Here is a 26,385-nt window from a genome sequence, read left to right on the forward strand (position 1 = left end):
CACCGCCGCCCAGTAGCTATCGCTTGCGGGCCATACCGCAGGCGATGAGCTGCTCCCACACCGTCATATCGTGGACGCCCGCGCCGATACGGGTCACCGCGCCCGATTCCGCTGTGGTGCGCCACAATCCGCACGGGACCAGGCCGGGCTCGAGGATTTCGAGATCGCCGAAGAGTCCCCGGATCTCGTCATCGGTGCGCCAGCGGCCGCGCCCGAAGGTGGTTTGCAGCATCTCCTCGGCGGCCTTGGTCTCGGCATTGTCGCCCGACCGGAAGTGCGAGACGTAGAACATGCTGCCGGGCGCGACCTCCGCGTTCCAGAAGCGCACCACCTCGGCGGGTTTCTCCTCATCCTGGAGGTGATGCAGTGTGGCACTGAAGATCACACCGACCGGCTGTTCGAAATCGATGAGCCGCAACACTTCCGGGCGCTTGCGAATATCGGCCGGATCATGCAGATCCGCCTGGATCACCATGGTGGTCTGCTCATCGGCGAGCAGTGCACGGCCGTGCGCCAGCACGATCGGATCATTGTCGATGTAGACCACCCGCGCATCGGGGATCCAGCGCTGCGCGACCTGATGCACATTGTCCGCCGTCGGCAGGCCACTGCCCATATCGAGGAACTGCCGGATCCCGAGCCGGGTCATTTCCTCGACCGCGCGCACCAGCGCATGCCGGTTCGAGAAGGCGATGGCCACCGATCCGGGTAGGTCGTTCTTGAAGAAGTCCCCGACCTCGCGGTCGACGGCATAGTTGTCCTGTCCGCCGAGCAGATAGTCGTAGACGCGGGCAATACTCGGTTTCGCCTGATTCACGTGTTCGTCATCGACCATCTGAAAACACCCCTCTCCGCGGGACCCCGTTGTCCGGACATATGTATGAAATCGTACGAGTTTCGCGGTGGGCCGGTTGGGTTTTCAGACAGCGCGCAGACGGGTGCGGCTGGCATACACATGCTCGGCGATGAGCGTGGCAATACGATCCGGTGCCTCCAGCATGGGGACGTGACCCACATCGTGCATGACGATCCGGTCCGCCGAATCCGGCAGCTCCCGCAGGAACCGCTTGGCGTAGGCGCGATACGGAATCACCCGATCATGTTCGCACATCAGCAGGCGCACAGGGGTTTTCAGGGTCGACAGATCCTCCAGATCCGGTGCGCGCAGGACGCCGGCGATCATCGGCAGCATGGCCGAGCAGTGCAGTGCCGAGGTGATGGCCGCCTCGATGGCACGGCGCGGTGCGGCGGCCGTGTTCTTGCTCAACACCATTGCCACCGCCTGCCGCACCGGCGCGCTGAACGTGATGGCATCGGGCAGCAGTTTGCCGACCTCCACCACCGGCACCAGCGACAGGAATTTCAAACCCACCCGAACCTGCAGCACGGACGGGGTATGCCAGCCACCCGCCGGGGCGATAGCGGTGAGGGTGCGGGCCCGGCCGCGGCGCGCCAGCTCGAAGCCGACCCAGCCGCCGAGCGAATTGCCCGCGATATGGCAGGTGCGCCAGCCCAATTCGTCCAGCTGGTTCTCCACCCGATCGGCAAGGGCGCTGACATCGAGGTACCAGCCGTCGAAATCCGGTCCGCCCCAATGCCCGGCGAAGGCCGGAGCGAACACCTCGCAATGACTGGACATCCGGTCCGCCACCTGCTCCCAGCAGTGCGGCGACAGCATGAATCCGTGCAACAGGAGCAGCGGATCACCCGAGCCGGTGTGAATCGCGCGCATGGGCGCGAGCGGGGTGGTGGGCTTGGCAGGGCCTGACGTCATCGTCATCACCCCTTCCTGGACCTCGATGTCCACGGAGAAGGTTGGATACCGGCATTGTACGTTTGGGGGGTGCCCAAAATCCTCAGCTCGGTAAACGTCAATGGCGTGCGCGCCGCGGCCCCCAAGGGATTGCTCGCCTGGCTAGCGGTCACCGAGGCCGACATCATCTGCCTCCAGGAGACCCGGGCTACCGACGAGCAAACCCGTAGCGTGCTGGCGCCCGCCCTGGATGCGGGCTGGTTCCTGTCGCACGCCGAGCCGGGCATCAAGGGCCGCGCCGGCGTCGCCATCCTGTCCCGCCGCGAACCCGATGCCGTACGCATCGGCGTCGGCGCCTTCGAGGGCGAAACCTGGACCCCCGTAACGGAATTCGCCGAACTCGGCCGCTACATCGAAGCCGATTTCGACGACCTCACCGCAGCCTCGGTCTACGTACACACCGGCGAAGCCGACACCCCGCTACAGGACGAGAAGTACCGCTTCCTCGACGCCATCGGCGCCCGCATGACAAGCATCGACCACGACTTCGTCATCAGCGGTGACTGGAACATCGGGCACACCGAACTGGACATCAAGAACTGGAAAGGCAACCTCAAGAACGCCGGCTTCCTCCCCCAGGAACGCGCCTGGGTCTCCTCCATGCTGGCCGCCGGCTACGTCGATGTAGTCCGCGAACTGAACCCCGGCGTCCCCGGCCCCTACAGCTGGCACTCCTACCGCGGCCGCGCCTTCGACAATGACGCTGGTTGGCGGATCGACGCGGTTTACCAAAAGAAAAGTATCACAGCCCGGGCTGTGTCTGCACGGGTCGAGAAGGCGGCGACTTACGCCGAGCGCTGGTCCGATCACGCACCGGTCACTGTGGAGTACGCAGAGAGCCTGATCAGAGTCCCTGTTGCTGAGCGTGCACTCTCGGCTGTGTGAGAGATCTAGGGCACCGAACGGCCTTGTGAGGCAAGTCATCACACGGGCAGAGTGGCAGGTGTGAAGCTGACCATCACTGATCAACACGGCGACCCCCACGACTATGACGAGGCCGATCGAGTGCAGACGCTTGAATACGACAAGGACACCAAACGGCCGTGGTGAAGTTCGAGGACGGAACCGCGACACGCTACGACAACGCCGATAGCGTCTACGTCAAATTCGGCTGATCCAACCGCTGATAGGTTCCGTGAGACCGGCCGCCGGGGTCGATTACCCAATCTGGGGCAGGCATTCTGCGTACGCTTCCCTGCGTCCGGCCCCCAGCCGCACTCGATGGCCGCACTCGATGAACGACTCATCCCAACCGGCCCCAAAACCATGAGATCAGACATAGATTGACGCGATGGCCGACCTCGCGGACTGCTCGCCGTTCAGGGAGATATTTGCTCAACTCGACAGGATCGAGCGGAAGCTAGATCAGCTCGAACGTGCTCAGAATTCCGCCAGACAAAACACGCTGGTGGAGAGAGCCTCAGCCCCGAGACAGTCCAAGCCCGCGACAAGCTCCGCACTGTTGGAACACATGACTCGCACTGAAGCCGCCCAGTACCTTCGCGTCAGCCCGAGCACCCTTGCCAACTGGGCTTCGGCGGGGACTGGTCCAAATATGCGGAAGCTTGCGGGCGGGCGGTTCTGTACAAACGTTCTGACCTGGACGACTTCATCGCATCCTAGGGCTAGCGACGGATGTACGACTTGGATTGCCGTTTCTGCTCAACTCGAAACGCCTGCATAGCCGCTGGAACATCCGCCACGTTGAACGTGACATTGGGCCGCGTGTGAATCATGCGTTCGATCTCTGCCCGGGTCGGGGTATCGCCACCACCCTGAGCGGGTTGCAACTGCGACCCTGCAAACGCCTGAAGTTGACTGGGAGAGTTGAAGATTGGCTCTGGCGAAGAGCTTAGGTTCACTGCCATGCCGCCGGGCGGCAACCAGCCGCCAGTGTCGTACACCGCAGCACTCTTCAGGTTCTTGACCCACTCCGGTAGCTCAGCAGACTTGTTGTAGCCGAGCTGACCTAGAAAAGAGCTAGCGCCGAACGATCCGAGGTTCTGAAGTGCTTGGGAGACAGACGAATTCGAGTCTCCAGAAGAGGAACTCAGCTCTACTGCCTTGTCCGCTACATCCCACCAGTGAGAACTACCGATCTTGCTGGGTAGCTGTTCCTTGAACGCGTCGAAGATGGAACCGACGACGTTGGAAGCGAACGTGGTAAGAATGCTCTTCACGCTCTTGGTAGAGCTGGAGCTAGAATCATCACCGTTCTCTAGCTTGTCGATAGCCGCTTGAAGCGCGGTATCCGCTACTTGCTTATCGGCATCGGTCGATTCTGGATTGTCGTAAACTTCGTTGCGGCTCTTGTTCGCAGACTCGACAGCTTGAAGATTAGACGCGTACGACTTCTCTTCATCGGTGTAATGCTTAGACAAAGCCGGGGCTTGCGGTGCGACACGGTTGCCGCCCTCAATCTGACCTTGCTTGTCTTTCTGCTCTTGCTTCTTGACAACCTTATTTTGGGCTGAAGTGACATCCAGATCAGCTTTACGCCTATCAGAATCCGAAGATTTCGAGTTAGCGTAAACCTTATCCCGGTTCTCTTTCGCCTGGTTCACGGATTCTTGAAGCTGAAGTAGTTCCAGCTCGTCATCATCAGTCCATTCGATCAACTTCCCGCCGGTCGTCAGCGAGCTAATGCCCGCGATCAACGAGTTTGGCAAGTGGAACTTGGCTGTGAATTGCGAGTCAGCTGCTCCGGCACGTCCACCACCGATACCCGAAGTACCTTTAGCGCCGCCGGATTCCACATTCATACCGGCGATAGTCGCCGCCATATGCGACCCAGACGTACCAACTTGGAACCATGTACCACTCGGACCTAGACCGGTTTCTAGCCCGGCTGTAGCGCCATCCATGAGAGTGTTCGTGGTGTAAAGCCGTTTAGCGACTCGACCCAAACCCATAGCGACCTGCTGCAAGAATCCAACAAAGCCTGAGCAATCAAATTGGGTAGGACCAACACCACCCCACTTGTAAGGGTGGCCTTCCATATCTTGAGCGGCTTTGACGGCTTCAGTGATTCCATAGGGTGTTCCACCCTTAGCGAACTTGAATCCGCCTGCTAGCGCGCGAGCACGAAGCCCGTACATAGCGTTTTGTCCGCCGACCGCATCGACCTCTTTGGCAGTCCACACGTGTTCACCATGGGAGAGCATCGCGGGAATAGAGTCAGATGTACCAGTGCCAGCACCGGAAATCGAGCCACCTACCGCGTAATGCTGGTATCCGGACTCCGGAGAAAACGGGGCAGCATTATTACGGACGTTCGGATCATTGATACCGCGCTGAATCCTGGTGTAAGTCTCGACAACATCGAAATTCTTATCCGGGATTTTCAGGTCAACTATCTTTTGGATCGCTTTAAGAACATCATCGGTCGGTGCGATGATCCGGAAAACGCCTGGTTGGCCGGTAACCTCTTCGACCTTCGCATGAGCCGCGTTCAACGCATCTAGTACTTGTTGTCGGCCCTCTTCTTTGATCGGTACCGTAATACCGTTCTGGCCGGTACGCTGCGACTCTTCAAGCGCGACCTTGATAGCCGCAAGCTTCTGGGTGATGTTTCCGTCACCTTGGAGCGTCGCAAGAAATTGGATGTTCTTCGGAACCAAATTGATCGATGCGGCAAGAGCCGTAATCTGATCTTCGTTAAGCCCAGTCGCTTGAGCAAGAGCCTTGAACTGATCAACGTTCTTCGCGAGCGTATCGTTTAGGGCTTTCTGATCACCGGTAGAAGCAATATCAAGAGTTGTCTTCTTGATATTGTCGAGAATCGACTTTAGTTTGTCACCATTCGTGGTCGCAGTATCAATCTGACCGTCTTTAATCAGTTGATCGCCGAAGCCCTTGGCCTTATCCCAGGTGTCTTGTGTGGCGTCTGCTGTATCTCGCAACACTTGGTTGTATGCCTGAAGAGCATCCCCGACGTCGACCGGCTTACCGCTCAACGCGTCGAGAGCACGTTTCATCGCGGATAGTCGTTGGTCGGCGGTTGACGACTCGTCAGCTAGTACCGAGATAGCTTCCGACAATGTGCCGAAGCCTGGGGTAGAGACCTTTGCCTCACTGGTGGCGCGTTGCAACTCGTCTCGGGTATTCCGGATAGACGCTGCGACATCCGCGCCAGCATCCCCGGTCTTCTCGAAAGCGGAGATCAAAGCATCGTATTTCACTCCACCCTCGGCGACGATCGGACCAAGGTCCGACATCTCAAGTTTTTGATCTTTCAACACCTTTTTGAGGGTGTCGTTTTGATCGATCGCGCGCTGTACCGAATCGTATTGTTTGTTTACATCAGCCGCGTTCCAGGTAAAAATCTTCTTCTGGAACGAAGACCAAGGGGAATGGCCTTCGTTAGCGACCTCTGTAATAGAGGCTAGATTGCTTTCTAACAGCTTCCTGGCAGCGGACTTAGCATTAGCGTCAAGAGCGCCACGGCTTTGGTCTAGAGCAGCACTGAATTGAAGTTGTGCCTTAGACCCTTGGATAGTCGCGGTCGATAGCGCGTCCTGGACTCGCTTAGCTTGGTCAGCATCAGACTTGTAAGCCATCAACCCGGCACCAGCGGCCAACAACGCGATACCCCACGGGCCGCCAAGCATGCTCATCAAGCCACCGGCCGCGTTCTTCAAACCGGAGAATGCTGTAACCGTGGCACCTTGCACGCGGGAACCGAGTAGCGCGGTCGCGGCAGTAGTACGTTGCAATGCACCCAACAGCACACCGGAGCTGGCTGCCGCTGTGGTCTGCGCTGCCGAGAACCGTGCAAGCCATGTGGCACCGGCGGCCGTAGCCGCAGTCGACCGTGCAGTAGCAATAGCCGCTGCTAGACGTTGCCGGATAGTGAGCTGTTGCGCTGGCACTTCAGCACCCAAGAAAGCTAGGTATGCCCGCATAGTCGCGTTATGTGCCACCAATGCGGCAGTCTGAGCGCGAGTCGCCAACAAAGTCATCGGGGTGAACAGACCGGTGATACCGCGACCGATATTGCCCCAAGCTACAGCGAGCTCGGCGAGACCTCGCATAGCAACAAAACCGATCATCGCTGTAGCGGCTACCCCGGCATGGTCGGCAAGGAACTTCATCGAACTACCGATAAGCTTGATACCCGTAGCGGCTACCGTGCCGGTATCGCCAGCCAGCGAGAGAAGGCTTTTACCGATATCGGTAGTAGCGTTCCCGACCTTCGACAGCACACCGGTAAGCGTGTTGGATTCCTGTCGAACCTTGCTGATACCTTCAGACGCTTTATCTCCGGAACCCTTCAAGGTCTCGAAGAACTTTTGAAACTTCTCACCTTCAGGGCTCTTCAACGCAGCCCATAGAGCTTGCGCGGATTCGCGGATACGGAACAGGGTTCGAACTACCCCGGAGTCTTCTTTAAGCCCGAATGTGGCCGCAGCGCCTTTATATTCGCCGTTCCGGAGGATAGACCAAACACCTTGCACACCGTCGTATGCGGCGCGTGCTCTTACGCCCCACTTTTCGTAATTGGATGCGACACCATCGATAGACGCACCATGCGACTTGAATGCTGCACCGAGATCTTTGACACCGGTAGCGATATTCTGTGAAGCGGCTTTAACGATCGGGGTGACCTTATCCGCCCACCCGGTGAGCCCTCCAAGAGAGCCCTTCATCATGTCCAGGAACGGCGATAGAGCCGCTTCACCGACACGACCTAGGGCCGCATGCAAGTTAGACCAGGCACCGCGAAGCGTTTTACCTGATTCGAGAGCAGCGCCGCCGATATGTTCACGGATAACCTTTTGGAACGTGGCCGCATCAATTTTGCCACGCTTAACCATGTCCGCGAGACCGTCAGCCGACTTGCCGTAAGACTCTTGCAACCAAGTAAAGATCGGAATGCCACGGTCGGAAAGCTGATTCAAATCGTCGGTGTAAGCTTTACCGCCGGTTTGAACCTTGTTAAGGATCGAACCCATATCACCGAGAGACGTTCCCGCGATAGTCGCGGCATCCGCCGTCAGCTTAAGATACTTAGTTAGATCTTCACCAGGCTTCACACCCGCAGCGACAGCAGAAGCAGCAATAGTAGCGGCTTCGCCCAAACCGAACGCGGTACCTTTCACGGACGCCAGAGCAGAGTCCATGATGCCCGCTACGTTCTGGGTGGAGTTGCCCAGACCGGCAAGCTTGCCTTTAGCGTCATCGATCGCGGTCATACGAGAGAAGCCCGCAGAAAGAGCGGTACCGATAACCGCGCCAGCAGCTAGACCGATACCCGCAGCAGCGGTCTTAAACGTGGTTCCGATACCCGAAGCAAGATGAGATCCGATACCTAGACCCGCACGGCTCGCGCCGGGTTCCGCGCCTTTGAGCGCCTTCTCAACTTGCCCGGGAACCTTGCTGTCTTCGATAACCAGCGAGACATACGCCTCACCTAGTTCGACCGCCATCAGTTCACCCAGCCGCTACGCCGGGCGGCTTCCCTATCAAATGAGCGTTCAAATCTGGTTTCGCTAAGTTCGCGTAGCTGCGCGATCGTAGGAATCCACAACTCGACATCGTTCCGCACAGCCCAGACCATGAATTCGTCGTCATTCTCTGGCCAAGGCTGAGAGTCTTCACCTCGATCAAGCACAAGCGCCGGGTTTATTCCAGGAACAATAGACTGACCTGTGGTATCCAGTGGCGAAGCCCATTCGGGCCAGATATCATCGAGGTTTCGGATGTGCGTCTCGCTTGCTCGGTCATCACGCGTCCGTGACGACTTAGCGATAACCAGGCTGTCTCGGACTTCTGCCATGACCTTTTGCTGACTGGCTCGCAACGTGTTGTATTCACTACGAAGTTGAATCAGCTTGCGCCAAGCCTCAGCGGTACCAGCATCCACCGCTTCGGCCATATTCCAGGCTTCACCAAGTTCTGCAACAGCCATCTCGATGCTCGCTAAAATTGGCTGCAACTGAGAATTAAGCTGGGATAGAATCTCGTCCATACCATAGATAGCCGCAGACTCAAGGTGTGCCGCTGCCCTGCCACGCAACTCGCGGACAAGCCTTAGCTTGCGCTCGGCAATCTCAGCCTTCAGATGATTAGTGCCTATCGACTCAAGCCAGGAATCCGGAATATCGCCTTGTGAAACGATAGCGTCGAGGTCAATCAGATTAGCCGATTCCGCTTGCTGCTCAATTTCGGTAAGCAGAACATCGGCCTTCAAACCTACCGCGACAGCTTCATTGAATCCGGGGACCGATTCAAGAGCCTGCATAATACGAGGATCGTTCCGGAATCGCATCATGTTCTTTTGGTCAGCGGTGATGAACCGCATGGGAATGTCCATAACGCTTATTGCTTTCTTTCTAATATCATTGGAGGTGATCGAATGCAGCCATTAGCCCGCGTAGATCCCTGCACAAAAGGTCACATGTCCCCAGTTCAAGGGTATTTCTGCGATTTTCGAGGCAAGGTTTTTCGTCGGGGAGGGACCGGACCGGAGTCTGAGGCTGGGCCGTTGAGGGGGAGGGGAGGGGTGTACCCCAGGTAGGCAATTGCCTGTAGATCTAGCCGGACCCATACGTGAGATCTAGTAGCCGGAGAGCCGATCCAGATAGGCCGCGGTTACTTCATCGAGGTAGATCACGTCGCCGTATTCATTAATGCTCATCGGCTGATTGCCTCATCGGGTTGAGAAAGGTTCTTCATGCCCTCTGGCGGTTCTGGACGCTTCCAGCGGCGGCAGAACAATTCGTAGGCTTCGGCCTTCGTGGCGAGTGTGCCTCCACCAGCAGCCTTGGCTTTTCGGTATGCAAGGTGTTGGTCGGAGTAGAACCAGAGTTCGAATAGCTGTCTTTGCTCCGCCTCAGTTGGCGTAGTCTTCCGACGCTGCGATTCATGAAGATAGGACATGAGTTCCTTTCGTGTGGTTTGCCATAAATCTTGGGTGATCTGTAGGCACCCGCAATGCCGTCTAGAATGGGCACAGAGCGGACTTTTAGTCCGGTTTGGATGTAACTCCTAAGCCAGAACGTTTTCGGCCTGTCTGTGGATGGAATTCCATTCATGCGTAAGATGCGGCTCCAAGCCGCGACCGACTTAACCCAGTCGTCGGGTTACGCCTCTCTGATCCACTGGCGCGTAGTGGGCAACTGGAGTTGCTTGGAAGTCTCGCGGTAACCGCGAGACGAATTGCAGGCGCATTGACTTGTGCATCTTTCCAAGAAGGTAACTACCCAGTGACCTAGGGATTATGTGATCGGCGTTCAAAACATCGGGCCGGTAGGGACGTATCTATGAGGTATCCGCATATGCGGCATACCCGGGTTTACCTGCGGAGCCGGGCACGTGCTTTGCGATATACGCAGTGACTTAGTTCGTGTTTGGAATGTCTCGGCATTAGACATCTAGGAAGACGATATTCCGCAGTGCGGTACGCGCGGCAGCATCCAGGCCGTTGCCTGCCGGAAGGGACGCTGGCTGTACGTACCCGCTCAACAGAATCTGTCCGAGTACCTGAGTAGCTCCCTCTGTAACCACGGACGGCGAGAACAGCAGACCTTTTGCGGTCTGCCGACCATCCGAAGCGTTCGGGTCGTATAGGCCGAACTGCCCGGTGGCAGTGATCTTGCCGAGAACAAGGCCGGGGAGCATAACTGAATCTGGGTAGTGGCTGGTCTTAGTGAACTTGGAAAGATCCAAGGTGATTGTGGGTGTCATCCGTTGGTCGGTAGAACCGATTGGACTGATCATCCATGGACGATTGAGTAGACGAGACTCTGTGTAGTACATAGTCATATCGTCAACAAAACTCATTATGCTAGTCCTAGCTCTCTTATTAGCCGGAATGCTTCCCGGCATTTGATTTGGTATCTACGGTTTGCTGCGACAGCGCAGCGGCGGCAGGTACGGTTGTTGTATCGGTCTTGCGGACCTCTGACCGGGTGTCCGTTCTTGCAGAACTTCATGCGGTCTCACTCCTGTCATCACGGTTATGGCTTCTTGGCCAAAAGAAAAAGCGGCCGAAGCCGCTGGAAGTTTGTAACCGGGCATCAGGGGTTAGGTTGATGCTCGGCAAGAAGAGGACCCGAAAGGCACTCGTCCTCGCAGGTTTTACCGCCGGTATTCCGGCGGTCTTCCCTTGCCTGGGAAGCTTGGGGATGCCCGCTATCGGGCATCCCTCCCGGTTGATCAGGGGACCGGGCATGAATCGCTGGCTGACGAGACCCAGCGATCTATAGAGGGGAGCCGATCTGTGATCGTCTCAACCGCCTCTATATATATATGCCTGTCACGACCCCCCGTATTCTGTCCATAAAGACTAGATTGTGACTGACGTCACAGAAGTTAGTTTCAGTGGACTGCGGGACCGGTAGCCCAAGCGGGGCTTAGACCTCGTAGTTCGAACCTTGGGGCTAAGACGTAGATTAAACCCGCCTAGATGCCCTTCTAAGCCGCGAAATGCCTTCCGGGCAACACCTGTGCTTGAGCGGCCTTTAAGTGTTTACTCTCAGGTTCGGTCGTTCCTCCCTCATATATATGGGTGTTACGACCCCCCGAAATCTGTGCACAAACGGTAGATTGTGATATAAGCCTCACGGCATGCAGAAACCCCCGGGGGCGGTTACATCCGTAAGGACCTCCCATTTACAAGAGGAAGGTGTGCAGACGTACCCCGAGGGTTCTGTGTGGAGTAAACAGCGCCTGGTGGCGCATTAGGTCAGGTCATCGACCAACCTCCCCCCTTTGGCCTACCCGAGCTTCGGAGTGGTTCCTACTTCGTCCGGCGTAACGCCGGGAACGAATCAGTACAGCCAAGGATCACCAATGCGGAGATCGCTACAACTACAACCTCGGTCCAACTCATTTACTGGCCTTTCTGTTTTGGGTACTACCTAGGCTCCGTCCGCCTTGGCGGGTGGGAGGTCTCGCAGCGGCGGGTAGGCGCGCCGCGCGTACGTCTCTTCAGGGTTCACCGTGATCACGTCGGCCTGCCGGACCAAGGTTCCGGGTATCTGCCCATCCTCGAAGTGCTCAGGACTGGGGACTATGACCGCTTCGGCATCTAGCCGGGTGACTTGGGCTTTCAGCCGTGCCAACGGCGGCCGGCCGAATCGGGGGTCATAGATCACCATGTCGGCAAAGTCGTAGCCGAGACGTGTTGCGAGCCTACGGATTTGGCTTTGGTCCCAGAGTTGAGCCAGCTTGGATACGTCAGTTCGCAGGTACCCAATGGCCGTTGGCTTGTACTGCATGATCGCCCTCTCATCGTCTGGGCTGTCGAGTGCTCTGAACTCCAGGAAGCCCACGTAGAAGCCCGCGAAGTCGTCGGACTCGTCTCCGGTGCTCTGAAGCTCCAGACAGCCACCCGGGAACTCGAAGACTCCCAAGCGGTCTCGTTCGTCAGGCGTGTCGGCCATGACTGCCCCTGTCGTCGCTGGTTAGGCAATCCGGGACCGGGACGACTGCACCGGCCCCGGACGCCTGGACCTCACGCTAGGAAGCGGTCTGTAGACGGGTCTAGAAGTATGACAAAACTTGCTCATATTGAGCGATCAGCCAGACCACTCGGATAGTTCGAGGGATCATCGAAGGCAGCACGGAAAGTCTGTGCATACAAGCGAATACGGAGCTAGATCATGCGTTTGCACTTCCTCGGCAAGGGTGGTTCAGGCGGCAACGACTGCCCCACCCTTTACGCCAATGACCAGGACAGCTACGTCATCATCGGATGGGTTACAGATCAACCCGGCACTGTCGAGATTCCTCACCTGCTGCTCGGCTTCCTGGAGCCGGACACGTTCATCAGCACCACGTTGGCGGACACAGGGCGCGGCACGTTCACCGTGTCGGGTCGGGCGATCACCGACCCTGAAACTCTGGAACAGATGACCATGGAGACCTACGAAACCGCCATTGAGGTTCCGAAGGCAGAGAGGATGTTTTTCGGTGCAGTTGCTTCGCGGAAATCCGTGGCCTGACCTGTTCGGGCAGTGCCACAGTGAAGCCTTCCACCTCGAAGTCAGGGACACCTACGCAGTACCGAGCGAGTCAGATCCGTTGCGGCGGTTCCTGAACGGTGAGCAGGACGACTACTCATGGTTCGAACCGTGGACGCAGCTAGTACGGGCAACAACCGCCCGGGGCGTGCGTGTTACCCGTGTGCGTGTGGTTACCATCCCGCACGTGGACTATCAGCGATGGTTGCTCGCGCTAACCCGGTTGAATGCTGAAGCGGGCGAAGACATTCGGTATCTGCCTCGACATCTGGCCGGGGCTGTGCCATCGGATGACTTCTGGCTGTTGGATGACAAGCGGGTTGTGTTCAATCTTGTTGATGAGAACGGGAGTGCGGCTGGCGCTTCGGCGCTAACCGCAGATCCGCGGATCGTTGACCAGTATCGACAGGTGAAAGAGCACCTGTGGCCGCTGGCAACGCCGTTCGCAGAGTATGTCTCCGAGCACGCGGCCGACGTCCGGCGGTGAGTGGAGGCATTGACGAGGCCCGGCGGGCGCTCGGGCAGCGGCTTCGAGAGATACGCCGAAGGGCGGGGATCTCCGGCCGCGAGCTTGCGCGCCTGTCAGGGTGGCATGAAACGAAGGTTTCCAAGATTGAGTACGGCCGGGTCAAGCCGTCCGATGCTGATGTACGCGCCTACTGTGCTCACACCGGCTCGGGTGACCAACTCGAAGACCTCCTAGCCGCCGTCCATAACATGGACGCCGCTTATATGGAATATAAGCGACAGCACGCAACAGGGCTGAAGCGTGGACAGCAGAAATCAGTGAGGCTTGCCGAGCGATCGAAGTTTGTACGGATATTTCAGCCGGTGATCATCCCTGGCATTCTCCAAACTGCCGAATACGCTGAAAGCGTTCTGAGGCACTACGTCAAGTTTTACCGACTTCCCGACGATGTAGACGACGCTGTATCGAAGCGGATCGAACGTCAGCAATTCTTATACCGTGGCGAACGGCGTTTTCACATACTCGTCTCTGAGCAAGCGTTGTATACGTCGGTTGGCACTAAAACCGTCATGATCGGACAGTTAGACCGACTTATGGCGGTAATCGGCCTGTCGCGAGTCTTGCTCGGTATCGTCCCAGTTCAGTCCGGTCCACCGATGCAGACAACGAACTTCGTCATGTTCGACACTCGGCTTGTGACCGTGGAGGGGGTAACAGCGGAGCTGAGCATAACTCAGCCCCGAGAGATCGCGATATACAGTCGCGCGTTTGATGCTCTGGCAACTCAATCTGTCACGGGTGATGCAGCGCGGGCGTTGATTCGGAAAGCGATCGAAACATGGTCCGAATAGCTCTCGGAGTGCGACTTAGCAGCTCGGTAGGCTACTGATCAGATTTGATCGGTAACCGAGACGAAATCTCTTGGAGCATCTGGCTGTGTTCGTTCTGTGCTTCCTTGACTCCGGCAAGGGACACTTGGATATCTGCTAAGTGTTCACGGACGGTGGTCAACTGTCCGTGGATACCTTCGAAACTATCTGCCGCAGTCTTGTCCATAGATGGGAAGTCTACCGGAGGCGGCAAAACTGCCGCCTCGTTTAGCCGTGGACGAAAGAAAACCGCCTAGGGCATACATGAGTATGCCTAGACGGTTGTGGGGGCTTAGAAAGGCGCTATTAACTAAGCTGAGTCTGTTGCTCTTGGCGTCTGGTTGCGGTGGCGGAACCGGGCCATTCATCGGTAGTGCCGATTTCTACACTGTGATCGGTTGTGGTGACTGCTTCACTGGCAGCCGGGTTCTCTTTCCACCCATCCCAACAGTGGGTGTCCACACCCCCATCTAGTTCTCTATACATGTTAATGTCTGTAGTAGATTTATTATCTCTATATAGTGGGGTGTCTACGCCCCCAACTACCGGGTGTGTACGCCCCTTATTGGGGGTGTGTACACCCCCATCCATTTTGTGGTCCTGGGTGCATCTGGACCAGTCGAAGCCGTCCGGCACTGCAAGCCGGTACTTGGTCTTCTTGCCCTTGCCGCCGCGCTCGGCGATCGCCAGCCAACCGGCAGTAACCAGCTTCTTTACCTGAGCTTCCATGGCGTCAGCGGACTTGCCGGAGGCATGGGCCATGTCCTCATAGCTCACTTTCCATTCCAGTGTCACGGAGTTGATGTGGTGCCAGATAACGATGGCCGCTTCAGCGGGCATCTTTTGCCCGTTGTAGGCAAACGCTTTCATCCATTCAAACTTGGATAGGTTATTGCTTGTCGTCACTATTGGTGTCCCCTAGGACTCGATCAATTTCATTACGAAGTTCGGATAGTTCGGCAGCATTGAAAGGCTGCCCTTTGGCTGTGCCGGGAGCGGTGACGAAGTACAACGTCTTCTCAAACCGCTTAGACCAGCGCGCTTGTATTAGCTCTGTGTTGTTCATCGTGTATCCTCTTTAGTGCCCGCGGTCGGAGCTTGCTAAGGACATGCTCCGACCGTGGGTTTACTTGTTTCAGTTGATCCGGTAAATTCGGATGATTCTTTGATAACCCATCATTGATGTGTCTCGGTATTCATCCTCATAGACCAACTTATGCGGGTTCGCGGCCAGGAACGCTGCCAATGGTTCATACAGTTGTTGATGCAGTTTGACTCTCGGGGACCTGGATTCCAGCACGTATCGGGCGTCTCCACGCTCTATGATCCATGCTTGGAGCAAAGTAGGACTGTCCACCAAAGACTCACCCACGATCTCTACTTCGCTCTGGAGCGTCTCGGCTAGTTCTTGTTCGGTATTTGTCACTTGTCCTCATCATCTTTGATCGGAGAGGCCCAATACCCGTCTGCGGATATGTAGGCGGGCAGACTGTTCCTGCGTTCTTCCCTGTGTCTTTCCGCTACATCTTTCGGAATGCTCAGAGCGTCGTACAATTCATCAGGCACGTGGAGTCTGACATCAGCTGGTTGCAGGCTAGTGACATATAGCCGGATGCCCGCCTTCATGAGCAGTGCCCTGCGTTCCTCCGGATTCATCCGCTGGTATGCGTCCGCGTATGTTTCTCCGGTCGGTTCTTCTATGTACTCGGCTGGACGCTGCGGGAGCGACTGAAGCAACTTGCGTTTCTCCACCAGAGCCCCGAGGCGCTCCCGGTAGTCTCCGTCCCCTCCGTCATAGTCATAGAACCCAAGGTCTTTCTCGTCACGGATGCTGGTCATAGCTCGGGTAACTGCTTCGAGTTCGTCTGTGTGATCCTCTCCCGGAATAACCTTCCGGACTGTTATCGGGAGGTCGTAGAGTTCCATATATACGGCGTCATCCAAGATTCTTTGTACTACGGATTCAACGAATGTGGCTGCGGTGCATCGGGGCTTGCCCGACTTAGGTACACACCGGTAATACGAATACGTCTTGCCGTTGGGGTTGGTGGTGCTGGCTCGGTACAACCGGTCTTCGCACACGCTATGGTAAACAATGCCAAGCAAGGGAGCTGCACCGTGGGAACGCTCACGGGTACGCGAACGGGTTTTCAGGATTGCCTGAATCTGGTTCCATTCCTCATCAGTGAAGATCCCCTTAGCGCAATATTTTATAGGCATTCCGTCAGCACCACGTGCAAGCCGCCGTTCTTTCACTGAACGGCCAACCAGCTTGAATCCCTGGGTTGCGGGAGACTTGAGGATTTTCCCTACGCTTGATTGGTTCCAGTCGTCTGATACCTCAGTTTTCCGGCTAGCTCCCTCTTTGTGGTAGTGCCGTGCGGGTGTCGGGAATCCATCAGCGGTAAGCCGCGCTGCGATCTCCCACTGAGATTTATCGGCGATAGTCATTTCCCCCATAATCCGTACAGCCTTGGAGGTGACAGGATCAATCGCCAGCGTCTTACCCGCCCGAGGATGATCTACGATCATGTACCCGAATGGTGGTTGCCCACCGGGCCACCGGTCCATCTTCCGCAAAGCATTATGCGAGTCTTTGACTCGGGTTGATAGCGTGCCAGCTTCCAGCTCTGCAAGCGCGGCGATGATCGCAACCATCGCTTTACCGAACGGTGTGGCTAGGTCGAAACCTTCGGTAGCTGAGACCAGGCTCTTGCCGTTGTCCTCGCACCATGCGATCAAGTCGGCAAGATCCTTGGAAGACCGCACCAGCCGGTCAAGCCTCCACACCACGATCACATCGAACTCATGCGCTCGGTTCTTCAGCCAGTCGCCGAGCACCGGCCGATCGAACGGTGAGTACTTGGTGGCGGACACGTCCAAGTCGGTTGCTGTTCCGGCCTCGGTCCAGCCGCGAACTTGGGCAGTGTTGCGTCCGTGCTCGAGCTGACGCGTGGGTGACGTAGATTCGTCAGTCATGACGGATAGCCGCGCTACCAGCAAGGCGCGTAATGGGGGCTGCATCTCGGTTCCTCTCCAGATCAAGGGCGATTCTAGGGTTTGTAAAGTCGAGTCGGTCTGGTGGAGGATCGATTACCAGCTGGCGCGCGGCGATATCGCCATGCGCGCAAAGCAAGCCGTGGTCGAGAAGGCCGCGACGTACGCCGAGCGCTGGTCCGACCACGCACCGGTCACGGTGCAATACCGGTGAACATCTCCTCCAAGGCCCGGGCCTGGCTGCTACTCGGCGGCACCCTGGTGCTGGTCCGATCATGCGCCAGTCACTGTGGAGTTCAGCGATATTCCGACTCTGAGTCGAGCCGCTGAACGCGTATTGGTCTGACTGAATTCCCTCCCGGGGATTTCTGGAGACCCTGGTCATGTCGGCCGGGGTCTTGTTGTTTCTAGGTGGTCGACCCCACCTTCGAGCGTTGAGGTTCTCCGACGCCTGGGACTCTGGTTGATCCTCGTGCCACTACCTGGCTCGGCGGTTGTCGTACATGGCCGTGAGCGTCGGCGGCGGAGGCTCTCCTGCGGCGGTTATGTTGGGCCGGAACTCGATTGGTTCATCGTCCATGCTTCGTTGGACGCTCCACGCGGGCAACAGGTTCCTATCTGGGATACCTGAAAAAGGTTGTTCAGCAGCAGATTGCGATCTTGAAAGGCGTTGAGTAGCGTCAGCCTTTCGGGCTTGTCCCCCCCATTGGCTGGCACCATTGGGGCCACAAGTTCGCCGCCTAAGCACCGGCGCGGGGCGGCATCGCCGGGAGATAGATCTACAGAAGACTGAGCTCCAAACGAAGACCCGGCAGCTGTGGCTGCCTACAAGTTCCCTCCTAAGGCCGGAAGGTCGGACCTTGGTTCACCAGGCGTAGAAACATGTCTGGTCGAGCTGAGGTTCGCCCAAACCCCTCTCTCGACCAGCGTCAGAGAGGAAATCAGTGGACGTCCCAACCGCTATCGCGATCGCCTCCGCCGTGACGGGTGCAACCGCATCGGTCGCCGCCGGCGTGGCCAAGATCGTCGTCACCAAGAACAAGATCCGGCTCATTCGCGAGGCCCTGAAGGATGTACCGGGACCGGAGCGCCCCGCCGTAATCCAGGCCGTTGCAGAGGTTCTGTAGCGCTGAAACGACGAGCCCCCGGCAGCACAAAGGCTGTCGGGGGCAAGTCAATTCGCCGCCAAGCATCAGCGCGGCAAGCTGCCATGGTTCACCGGGTCAGGGGAAGGTTCCTTGATCACGCTGTGCCTCTGCTGTTTTCGGTGTGGACCGATGTCGAAACCCGGCGCGGTCGCGAAGGTGCCGGGGGCCTGTCGTGAAGCACGTTGGTAGACAGCGTTTCTAAGGTGTCCTGAGTTCGGCTATGACCCCACCTCCTCCCGAGGCTCCCGAGCGTCGGTGTGGCTCTGCGATGGGTTCAACGCGTCGGCAAGTTCCGTCGATGAGAGTCCGAGCCGCCAGCGGTACGTCTTCGTCGGGGTGACGGTGTGCAGCTCCGCAAAGGCGGTGACGTGATCCGAATTCCCTCCGACGTGCCCAAGATCCGGAGTGATCACACGCGCCGAATCGACCTGTCGGACCGCGTTGTAGAGCGTCTGCATGTGCGAGCCATCGCTGTTGCCGAGTACAAGAATCTCGGCAACCCTCAGATTCAGTTCTTGGGCGCGCTGACGTGCGTAGAAGGTTGCCCAGTCAAGATCGGCTTTGCTCGTCAGCACGCCACGGTTTACGTAGATGACCACTTTGTCTCGCCGTTGGTTGTTGCTCACGTCGGCCCCTGTCCGTTGTTGGTGAGGCAGTCCGGGGGCGGGTCGACCGCACCGGCCCCGAACGCCTGGTCATGACGCTAGGGATTGGTGTTCCACAAGGTCGAGAAGATTGCTCCAGATTGCTTGAAAAACTAGCCGTGATGCTCTGAATTTCTAGCCATACTGAAGGTTCGAACAACCGCATACGGAGGTAACGCCATGCTCCCTCGCTTCCTCGGCAAGAACACCCAGGGCGACCACTCCCCGACGCTGTGGGCTACCGAACAAGGGGCATACATCGTCCAAGGTTGGCGTGTGCCAGGACATCCCGAGTTGATCGAGATTCCACACCCGTTGCTCGGGTTCTTGGAGCCGGGAACATGTCTTGGCACGGTCCTGCACGACACCGGGCACGGTACTTTTACCCTTACCGGGGGTGCCGTCACAGATCGAGAAGCTTTGAACCACATGGATATTCCGGACCACGAAGCGTGTGTGGAGGTGCCTCAGGGCAAGGAGGTGCGGCGCGATGCTCCACTTAGCCGGTGATGAATTCCGAGACCTGTTCAGGACTTGTCGGAACACTGCCTTCCATATCGAAGTTCAGGACTCGTACAGCACCCCTGAGGAATCAGGACCCTTCCGAAAGTTCCTCGCTGGACAACCCGATGACTTCCAATGGCTTCGGAGCTGGCTGGACCTGGTGCGGGAGCGGACCCAGCACGGGGTGTCGTTCACGCGCCTTCGCGTTGTGACCGTCCCGCACGTCGACTACGTCCGATGGAGTTTGGCGGTTTCGCCGCTGAATATCGAAGCGGGAGAACAGATTCGGCTATTGCCGCGACATGCCGTCGACGGTGAGGAACTGCCGACTGATGACTACTGGATGTTCGATGAGAACACAGTCGCCTTCACGTTGTTCGATCCGAGAGGTGCGGCGTCGGGCGCTGCTGTGACCACCGATCCGGTGATCGTTCGCCGGTGCGCTTCGGTACGTGACTCTTTGTGGTCGCGTGCAGTCCCGTACGCCGAATACGACGGGGCTACCGTCGCCACGTGACCACTGTCCAACAAGCGCGCCAGGCCCTGGGGCAGCAGCTTCGAGATCTCCGCAACGATGCGGGCCTGAGTGGACGCCAGCTCGCCGTGATGGCGGGCTGGCCTCCGTCCAAGGTGTCGAAGATCGAGTACGGCAAACAAATGCCGACCGAAGACGACATACGCGCCTGGTGCAGCCATGCGGACACGGTCTCGCGAGTTCCCGAACTTATCGCCACACTCCGCAACGTTGATGCCGCCTACCTTGACTGGCGGCGGGCGCTCGGCGGAGGGATACGGCGAGAACAGAAGAAGATTCACTCTATCGAGTCGGAGACCAGACTGATCCGCGGTTACGATCCCGCGTTGATTCCGGGCCTGCTCCACACACCCGACTACGCCGCCGCCATCTTTCGTCAGGTCTCCGAGTTCAACGAAACACCGGCCGATACGGACGAGGCTGTCGCCGCGCGAATGGACAGACAACAGCAGTACCTCTACGGGGGAGATCGCCGAGTTCACTACCTCATCAATGAGACGGCCCTGTACACAACAGTAGGTGACACTGACGTGATGCTCGGTCAGCTCGACCGGTTGCTGACCGCGATGGCATTGCCCCGGGTGCTCCTGGGGATTGTTCCGTTGGCTTCCCCGTACCTCGTCTCTCCGACGAACTTCGTCATCTACGACGAACGGGTGGTGATGGCCGAAGGAATCACCGCGGCACTCACGATCACATCACCGCGAGAAATAGCCATATACGGCAAGGCATTCAGGCTGCTCGCTGAACAATCGGTTACTGGCGAGCCTGCCCGCGCGCTGATTCGTAAGGCGCTTGAAACGAGGGTCAGCTGAGTACCTATTCCGGCAGCGAAGGCTTAGCCCAAATAGCCCTTCGGGCATAGGTCTTTTCGGGGCTCACCGTGATCACATCGAGCCGGGCCGCCCGCTCCTCAACTGCGAAACAGGGTGAGGCAATCGATCGATCGTGCATGTGGGGCGGCGGGGCGATGGTATCTGTTGTGGGTGAGGCGAATCGAGATGGTTGATGTTGGTTATCGGCTGGCCGCGAGTGTCTCGACGGGAGACACCTCGGTGCCCGTGGTTCACGTAAACGCCCTCGGCACATCACAAGACCAGTGGGATCAGGTGCTGCCCAGACTGTATCTGCGTACCACCGTCACCTATGACCGCCCCGGCATCGGTACCAGTGATCCGCTGCCCTCGCATCTGGCTGGTCAACCACGAACACTCGGAGCGTTGGCCGATGAGCTGCGCAGTGTGCTCGACAAGCTTGCGATCAAATCGCCGCATGTGGTGGTCGGTCATTCCCTCGGAGCCCTGATCGCCATGATGTACGCCGCCCGCTACGGGGCGTATACGGCGGGGCTGGTGCTTGTGGATGGCACGACGCTCGAGCATCTGAAGGGTTCTGACTGGCCGACATATGAAGGGGGCCAGGACAATCCGGGGTCGTCGATGTTGGACATCGCGGGATCGATCGCCGAGCTGGATGCGGCCGTGTGGGGGCCGGTGCCCGCCGCGGTGCTGGCGAGCGCACCGGGACGGTGGACACGTCTGACTCCCGCTGACGCCGCCGAATACGCTCCGCTCACACTCGACCAGCTCGATCAGCAATGGCAGGCCGGGCAACGGGCGCTGGCCGAGAAGTTGGACGCGTTGCTGGTAGTGGCAGACTGGGCCGGGCACCACGTCGCCGCGGACCAACCCGAATTGGTCGCGGCCTGCGTGAGCGCGGTCATCACCGCCACTCGCAGCGATCGACGCGCCACCATCCCTCCCGCTCAATTGCGGTATGCGGGCGGATCATGCCCAGCGTCTCGACTTGATCCGACCAGTTAGGGATCAGCCACCGGCCAGCCGCCGGGTCGGTGACGTAGATTCGTCAGTCATGACTGATAGCCGCGCTGCCAGCAGGGTAAGTAACGGGGTGCAGGACCGGTGAACGTCTCCAAGAAGACTCGTGCTTGGCTTGTCCTAAGCGGGGCGCTGGTCATGGTGCTGGCCGCGGTGCTGCTCTCGCGCGGCGGGCATACCACCACCAGCTCGAACCAGACTGTTGCCTCGACTGTGGCCGGAAAGACCACTACCGCAGTCAAACCCGGGCCGCGGACGACCGTGCCCGGGGTGGTGGATCAGCAGGTTACCCGGGCGCCCGGGGTGCCTGATCGGGCGTATCAGACGCTAGTGGAGATTGATGCCGGGCGGTGGCCGGGGTCCGCTAATGCGCCTGGGACGCATGGTGGGGATACCTGGATGAATCGGGGTGGGGATCTTCCCGCTAAGGATTCGGGCGGGAAGAAGATCAGTTATCAGGAGTGGGATGTCAATCCCAAGAAGGCTGGGCAGGGGCGGGATGCCGAGCGGATTATCACCGGGAGTGACGGGTCGGCTTTTTACACCGGGGATCACTACAACACCTTTACGAGGATGCGCTGATGACCGAGGCTATGACGCTCTCGCAGTTCCTCTCCGTCGCAAGTGTTTCCGAGGTGGCGGGTAAGTCCGCGACTCCGGTGCTGGGGGTGCTGCCGGTGGGGGCGGCCGAATTCTCCGGTGTGCGTGAGCAATTGCCCGACGACTATCTCTCCCGTGAGTTGCGGGGGCGCAAGATGCGCACGGTCGCAGAGGTTTTCGATGAGTTCGCGGCGGCGTTCCAGTTCCCGTACTACTTCGGGCAGAACAAGGACGCCTTCGATGAATGCCTGCGGGATCTGGACGAGTTCGTCGGCCCGGCTTCGGGATACGTGGTGGTGGTGCGCAATGCCGCACTGCTGCTTGCGGATCAGCCCGGCGAGCGCGAATGGTTCGGCGAGGCCATGACCGATGCCGCCGCGCACTGGTCCGGTAAGGGGACCGCGCTGCGGGTGATCCTGCAGGATGCCGCGCCGGGCGGAATCGATGCGGTCGCACTGCTCTCGCAGCCGACTCACAGCTGATGGACAGGCGGGGTTAACCGGAGTTTCCCCGCCGCTTCATCCCCCCGAACACCTGTGTGTGACAGGCGCTGACATGGTCACGCTAACGCGATCGTCGAACTTCGCGATCCGAACACTGGGAGGTCCCATGTATGCCTCGGCTCGCCGACGCATCGTCCGGCGGACTCGTGCCGCAGCCGCCTGCACCGCACTGCTGGCGCTCACCGCGACCGCGTGTTCCGGCTCCTCGGACGGCAATTCGGCCGCGGAGACCACGACCCCGATCAAACATCTCGTGGTGATCTTCCAGGAGAACGTCTCCTTCGACCACTACTTCGGCACCTACCCCAAGGCCGCCAATACCGACGGCACCCAGTTCACGGCGCTGCCGAATACGCCTGCGGTGGACGGACTCACCGCGGACCTACTGACCAAGAACCCCAACAAGTTCCAGCCGCAGCGACTCGGCGGTCCGGCCCAGCAGGTGACCTGCGATCAGGACCACGAGTACAAGGACGAACAGGCCGCGTTCAACGGCGGCAAGATGGACCAGTTCGTCGAACACACCGAGGTCGCCGCCTGTAAGCCGCCGACCTTCGGCGTACCCGGCCTGGTGATGGACTACTATGACGGCAATTCCGTTACCGCGCTGTGGAATTACGCGCAGCACTTTGCCATGAGCGACAACTCCTACAACACCACCTTCGGGCCGTCCACGCCCGGCGCGGTAAACCTGGTCTCCGGCCAGACCCACGGTGTCACAAAGGAATTCATGCCCGACGGCAAACCCTTCACCGAGGGTGAGGTGCTCGACAACGCGGGCGGCGGGCAGGGCACCATCATCGGTGATCCGCAGCCGTTCGGCGACGACTGCTCCAGCCGCGATCAGGTACAGCTCACCGGCACCAATATCGGTGACCTGCTGAACCAGAAGAACATCAGCTGGGGCTTCTTCCAGGGCGGCTTCAAACCCACCGAAACCAAGGACGGCAAGGCGGTCTGCGGCGCCACCCACAATGTCGGTGTGGCCCTGGGCGGTACCGGCAAAACCGGTGACAAGGCATTCGACACCAAGGGCGATTACATCCCGCACCACGAGCCCTTCCAGTACTACGCCTCCACCGCCAACCCGCACCACCTGCCGCCGTCCGCCGTGGACAAGATCGGCCAAACCGATCAGGCCAACCACCAGTACGACCTGACCGATTTCTGGGCCGCCGCCGACGCCAGCCACCTGCCCGCCGTCAGCTACCTCAAGGCCCCCGGCTACCAGGACGGCCACGCCGCCTACTCCGATCCCCTGGACGAGCAGCAATTCCTGGTCGAGACCATCAACCACCTGCAGCAGCTCCCGGATTGGAAGGACACCGCGGTAGTCATCGCCTACGACGACTCCGACGGCTGGTACGACCACAAGTCCGCCCCCGCCGGACTCTCCTCAATCTCGGCCGAGGACGCCCTCAACGGTCCCGGCGTCTGCGGTACCGCCGACAAGCCCGCGCAATTCCAGGGCCGCTGCGGTTACGGCCCCCGCCTGCCCCTGCTCGTCGTATCCCCTTACGCCAAGCCGAATTTCGTGGACCACTCGGTCACCGACCAGTCCTCCATCCTGCGATTCATCGAAGACAACTGGAAGACCGGCCGCATCGGCAACGACTCCTACGACGAGCGCGCCGGCGCCCTGGACCCCATGTTCGACTTCAAGGCCAACCAGCCCACCCTGCTCCTGGACCCCAGGACCGGCGCGAAGAACTGATCGCCGCGTAACAGTGCCCCCGGTGAATTCGCCGGGGGCACTGTGCGTTTCGGGCTAACTCCGCAGGCGCGCGGCCAGGTCCTCGCCGAGGAGGACGAAAACATCTGTGGTGTGGTCGATCAGCTCATCGCGGGTAAGGGGGAGGTCGCCCTGCAGCCAGGTGGTGAGCGTCTGAACCAGGCCGCCCACCAGATATGTCGCGCGGAAACTGATGACGGGGTTGGGGTCGGATTCGGTGAGGCCGTAGAAGTCGATGCCTTCTGCCGCAACGAGATTGGCGAAGGCTCTGGTGGTGTGGACTGTGCGGGTGCGGAGTTCGGGGGTCGCCGAGCTGACTATCAAGGCCACGTGGGCTTTTCGAGGATCATCGGTGAGCAGTTCGATGCCTGCGGTGATGGCGGCGTGTGCCTTGGCGCGGGGAGTGTCGGCGGCCGTGTGGACCGCGGTGATCAGGGCGGCGGCCAACTCTTCGGCAATGGTGTCGAACAATGCGGAGAGCACCGCGTCGCGGCTGTCGAAGTTCTCGTAGTAGTAGCGCTCATTGAGGCCCGCGCCCGCGCACAGGGCGGAGACGGTGAGTCTGTCCAGGCCCTGGGTACCGAGGATGTCGAGGGCGGCATCGAGCAGGGTGGTGCGGCGCTGGGCGCGGCGTTCCGCCGCGGAGATACCGCCATAGGTCCGTTGCCCGGTCACGGGTTGATTCTCACATGGCGGCAATTCTGGTGGTAGGTCTTGCCAGAATTGTGATTCTGGGGGAATCTATTTCCAGATGACGTGGCTCGGGCCACACACCGCCCCAGGAGGCAACGATGCCTGCACAGTCCGGTTACTTCTCCGACGATTCGATGATCAGACGGGTCATGCGCAAGCGCGCGGTAGGGCTCACCTACGGGCAGCGCGCCCTGGTCATCGGGGCCGTACACCCGCTGCTCTACGTCGGCACCGCCGAGAACACCCAGCATCGAACCACCCCGTATACGCGACTCGCCTTGACCGGCAGGCTCTTCGAAGCCGTCTCACTCGGCACCCGCGAGGAGGCCGACCGGGCGCGCAGCTTCACCCGCAAGCGGCACGCACCCGTGCAGGGCGCACTCCCCGAGGACGCGGGCACGCACAATCCGCAGGGCACCCGCTACTCCGCGCACGATCCGCAGCTGATGTTCATGACCATGGCCTTCACCTTCGACTCCGCCGAGGTCATGCACGATCTGCTGGTCCGCAAACTCACCCCGGGCGAACGCGAGGGCCTCTATCAGGACTATTGCCGCTGGGGTGAACTCTTCGGCATGCCGCGCGAGGCCGCACCCGCCGAATACGCCGAATTCCGCCGCTACTTCGACGGCTACCTCGCCTCCGGTGAACCCTTCCTCACCGAAGAAGCCAAACTGGTCGGCTCCTATCTCATTGGACAGCGCATCGCGCATCCCATGCCCATACCGGTCCAACAGGCCCTGGGCGGTTTCAACCTGCTCGTCCAGAGCAGCCTCCCGCCGCGCATCCGCGAAATGTACGGCCTGAACTGGGGCCTGCGCGAAGAACTCGCCTGCCGCGGCCTCGCCCGAGCGGTCCGCACCGCGCACTTCTCACCGCCGCTCGCCCCGAAATTGCTGCGCGGCTCGCTGACCGGACCCAGCTATCCGCTGTACCGGCTCGCCACCCGCCGCGAACAGCGACTCATCGCCGCCGGGCAATCGATCATGCCGGGCGTCGACCCCTTGCCGCAGGCATCTCGCGTGAGCTGACCCCTCGAGTTCGCGGCCCGCCCCGTTTCTGGACTGAGTGGA

Annotated in this window: 23 protein-coding genes and 1 pseudogene; 13 read left to right on the top strand and 11 right to left on the bottom strand. The window is 59.2% G+C overall.

Annotated elements, in window-relative coordinates; translation table 11 throughout:
- Positions 1-16: 16 nt before the first annotated feature.
- Together GFY24_RS15290 and GFY24_RS15295 are read right to left on the bottom strand one after the other, a co-directional pair.
- A complete protein-coding gene (locus tag GFY24_RS15290; RefSeq protein WP_153805709.1) occupies positions 17-835 on the bottom strand; it encodes an SAM-dependent methyltransferase in 819 nt (272 codons plus the stop codon).
- Between the two features lie 84 nt (positions 836-919).
- Positions 920-1,780: an alpha/beta fold hydrolase gene (locus GFY24_RS15295; RefSeq protein ID WP_228566339.1), complete on the bottom strand. Its 861-nt coding sequence runs from the start codon at positions 1,778-1,780 to the stop codon at positions 920-922.
- Between the two features lie 63 nt (positions 1,781-1,843).
- On the opposite strand from GFY24_RS15295, the gene GFY24_RS15300 reads away from it, so the two are divergent.
- A complete protein-coding gene (locus GFY24_RS15300; RefSeq protein ID WP_309230879.1) occupies positions 1,844-2,698 on the top strand; it encodes an exodeoxyribonuclease III in 855 nt (284 codons plus the stop codon).
- A gap of 740 nt (positions 2,699-3,438) precedes the next feature.
- Here the strand turns inward: GFY24_RS15300 and GFY24_RS15305 are convergent.
- The 4 genes from GFY24_RS15305 to GFY24_RS15320 all read right to left on the bottom strand — a co-directional run bounded on the left by GFY24_RS15305 (position 3,439) and on the right by GFY24_RS15320 (position 12,201).
- A complete protein-coding gene (locus tag GFY24_RS15305) occupies positions 3,439-8,241 on the bottom strand; it encodes a tape measure protein (protein ID WP_153805711.1) in 4,803 nt (1,600 codons plus the stop codon).
- Positions 8,241-9,116, bottom strand: a complete 876-nt coding sequence (locus tag GFY24_RS15310; protein WP_153805712.1) for a hypothetical protein — start codon at positions 9,114-9,116, stop codon at positions 8,241-8,243. The genes GFY24_RS15305 and GFY24_RS15310 overlap by 1 nt, the downstream gene beginning before the upstream one ends.
- A gap of 1,064 nt (positions 9,117-10,180) precedes the next feature.
- On the bottom strand, positions 10,181-10,597 hold the full coding sequence (locus tag GFY24_RS15315; protein ID WP_194852885.1) for a head decoration protein: 417 nt from the start codon (positions 10,595-10,597) through the stop codon (positions 10,181-10,183).
- A 1,079-nt stretch (positions 10,598-11,676) separates the two neighbouring features.
- The gene (locus GFY24_RS15320; protein WP_228566340.1) at positions 11,677-12,201 is read right to left on the bottom strand and encodes a hypothetical protein; all 525 of its coding nucleotides are present in this window, start codon (positions 12,199-12,201) and stop codon (positions 11,677-11,679) included.
- A 219-nt stretch (positions 12,202-12,420) separates the two neighbouring features.
- Here GFY24_RS15320 and GFY24_RS15325 point away from each other — a divergent pair, with 219 nt between their 5' ends.
- Genes GFY24_RS15325 through GFY24_RS15335 form a run of 3 tightly spaced genes read left to right on the top strand, consistent with a single transcriptional unit; the run spans position 12,421 to position 14,100 of the window.
- Positions 12,421-12,762 (top strand): hypothetical protein, encoded by a 342-nt coding sequence (locus tag GFY24_RS15325; RefSeq protein ID WP_153805714.1) that lies wholly within the window; start codon positions 12,421-12,423, stop codon positions 12,760-12,762.
- Entirely contained in the window at positions 12,731-13,267 is a 537-nt protein-coding gene (locus tag GFY24_RS15330) for a DUF6879 family protein (protein WP_309230880.1), read from the top strand. Before GFY24_RS15325 ends, GFY24_RS15330 begins: the two co-directional genes overlap by 32 nt.
- Entirely contained in the window at positions 13,264-14,100 is an 837-nt protein-coding gene (locus GFY24_RS15335; protein ID WP_309230881.1) for a helix-turn-helix transcriptional regulator, read from the top strand. The genes GFY24_RS15330 and GFY24_RS15335 overlap by 4 nt, the downstream gene beginning before the upstream one ends.
- A 31-nt stretch (positions 14,101-14,131) precedes the next feature.
- Here the strand turns inward: GFY24_RS15335 and GFY24_RS15340 are convergent, their stop codons facing one another.
- The 3 genes from GFY24_RS15340 to GFY24_RS15350 form a co-directional block, all read right to left on the bottom strand.
- Positions 14,132-14,305: a hypothetical protein gene (locus tag GFY24_RS15340; protein ID WP_153805715.1), complete on the bottom strand. Its 174-nt coding sequence runs from the start codon at positions 14,303-14,305 to the stop codon at positions 14,132-14,134.
- 119 nt (positions 14,306-14,424) lie between these two features.
- On the bottom strand, positions 14,425-15,024 hold the full coding sequence (locus tag GFY24_RS15345; protein ID WP_153805716.1) for a hypothetical protein: 600 nt from the start codon (positions 15,022-15,024) through the stop codon (positions 14,425-14,427).
- 516 nt (positions 15,025-15,540) lie between these two features.
- A complete protein-coding gene (locus GFY24_RS15350) occupies positions 15,541-17,097 on the bottom strand; it encodes a recombinase family protein (protein ID WP_194852886.1) in 1,557 nt (518 codons plus the stop codon).
- Positions 17,098-17,200: 103 nt separating this feature from the next.
- Between GFY24_RS15350 and GFY24_RS15355 the strand changes: the two are divergent.
- Both GFY24_RS15355 and GFY24_RS15360 read left to right on the top strand, forming a co-directional pair.
- Positions 17,201-17,329, top strand: a pseudogene (locus tag GFY24_RS15355) (exodeoxyribonuclease III); the annotation flags it as partial.
- A 730-nt stretch (positions 17,330-18,059) separates the two neighbouring features.
- Positions 18,060-18,242 (top strand): hypothetical protein, encoded by a 183-nt coding sequence (locus GFY24_RS15360; protein WP_153805718.1) that lies wholly within the window; start codon positions 18,060-18,062, stop codon positions 18,240-18,242.
- A gap of 239 nt (positions 18,243-18,481) precedes the next feature.
- On the opposite strand, the gene GFY24_RS15365 is transcribed toward GFY24_RS15360, so the two are convergent.
- Positions 18,482-18,889, bottom strand: coding sequence for a hypothetical protein (locus GFY24_RS15365; RefSeq protein WP_153805719.1), 408 nt, complete (start codon positions 18,887-18,889; stop codon positions 18,482-18,484).
- 508 nt (positions 18,890-19,397) lie between these two features.
- On the opposite strand from GFY24_RS15365, the gene GFY24_RS43725 reads away from it, so the two are divergent.
- The 6 genes from GFY24_RS43725 to GFY24_RS15395 all read left to right on the top strand — a co-directional run bounded on the left by GFY24_RS43725 (position 19,398) and on the right by GFY24_RS15395 (position 24,601).
- Positions 19,398-19,928: a DUF6879 family protein gene (locus GFY24_RS43725; protein ID WP_153805720.1), complete on the top strand. Its 531-nt coding sequence runs from the start codon at positions 19,398-19,400 to the stop codon at positions 19,926-19,928.
- The gene (locus GFY24_RS15375; RefSeq protein ID WP_309230882.1) at positions 19,925-20,761 is read left to right on the top strand and encodes a helix-turn-helix transcriptional regulator; all 837 of its coding nucleotides are present in this window, start codon (positions 19,925-19,927) and stop codon (positions 20,759-20,761) included. Before GFY24_RS43725 ends, GFY24_RS15375 begins: the two co-directional genes overlap by 4 nt.
- A 186-nt stretch (positions 20,762-20,947) precedes the next feature.
- Positions 20,948-21,769, top strand: a complete 822-nt coding sequence (locus GFY24_RS15380) for an alpha/beta fold hydrolase (protein WP_153805721.1) — start codon at positions 20,948-20,950, stop codon at positions 21,767-21,769.
- A 153-nt stretch (positions 21,770-21,922) separates the two neighbouring features.
- Complete coding sequence (locus GFY24_RS15385) at positions 21,923-22,366, top strand: ribonuclease domain-containing protein (protein ID WP_153805884.1); 444 nt, start codon at positions 21,923-21,925, stop codon at positions 22,364-22,366.
- The gene (locus GFY24_RS15390) at positions 22,366-22,866 is read left to right on the top strand and encodes a barstar family protein (protein WP_153805722.1); all 501 of its coding nucleotides are present in this window, start codon (positions 22,366-22,368) and stop codon (positions 22,864-22,866) included. Before GFY24_RS15385 ends, GFY24_RS15390 begins: the two co-directional genes overlap by 1 nt.
- A 127-nt stretch (positions 22,867-22,993) precedes the next feature.
- Complete coding sequence (locus GFY24_RS15395; RefSeq protein WP_153805723.1) at positions 22,994-24,601, top strand: phospholipase C; 1,608 nt, start codon at positions 22,994-22,996, stop codon at positions 24,599-24,601.
- Between the two features lie 54 nt (positions 24,602-24,655).
- On the opposite strand, the gene GFY24_RS15400 is transcribed toward GFY24_RS15395, so the two are convergent.
- Positions 24,656-25,294, bottom strand: a complete 639-nt coding sequence (locus GFY24_RS15400) for a TetR/AcrR family transcriptional regulator (protein WP_309230884.1) — start codon at positions 25,292-25,294, stop codon at positions 24,656-24,658.
- A gap of 116 nt (positions 25,295-25,410) precedes the next feature.
- Here GFY24_RS15400 and GFY24_RS15405 point away from each other — a divergent pair, with 116 nt between their 5' ends.
- Complete coding sequence (locus tag GFY24_RS15405) at positions 25,411-26,343, top strand: oxygenase MpaB family protein (RefSeq protein WP_153805725.1); 933 nt, start codon at positions 25,411-25,413, stop codon at positions 26,341-26,343.
- Positions 26,344-26,385 lie beyond the last annotated feature (42 nt).

It is taken from the genome of Nocardia sp. SYP-A9097 (genome assembly GCF_009649815.1).
In the GTDB taxonomy this organism is placed as follows: domain Bacteria; phylum Actinomycetota; class Actinomycetes; order Mycobacteriales; family Mycobacteriaceae; genus Nocardia.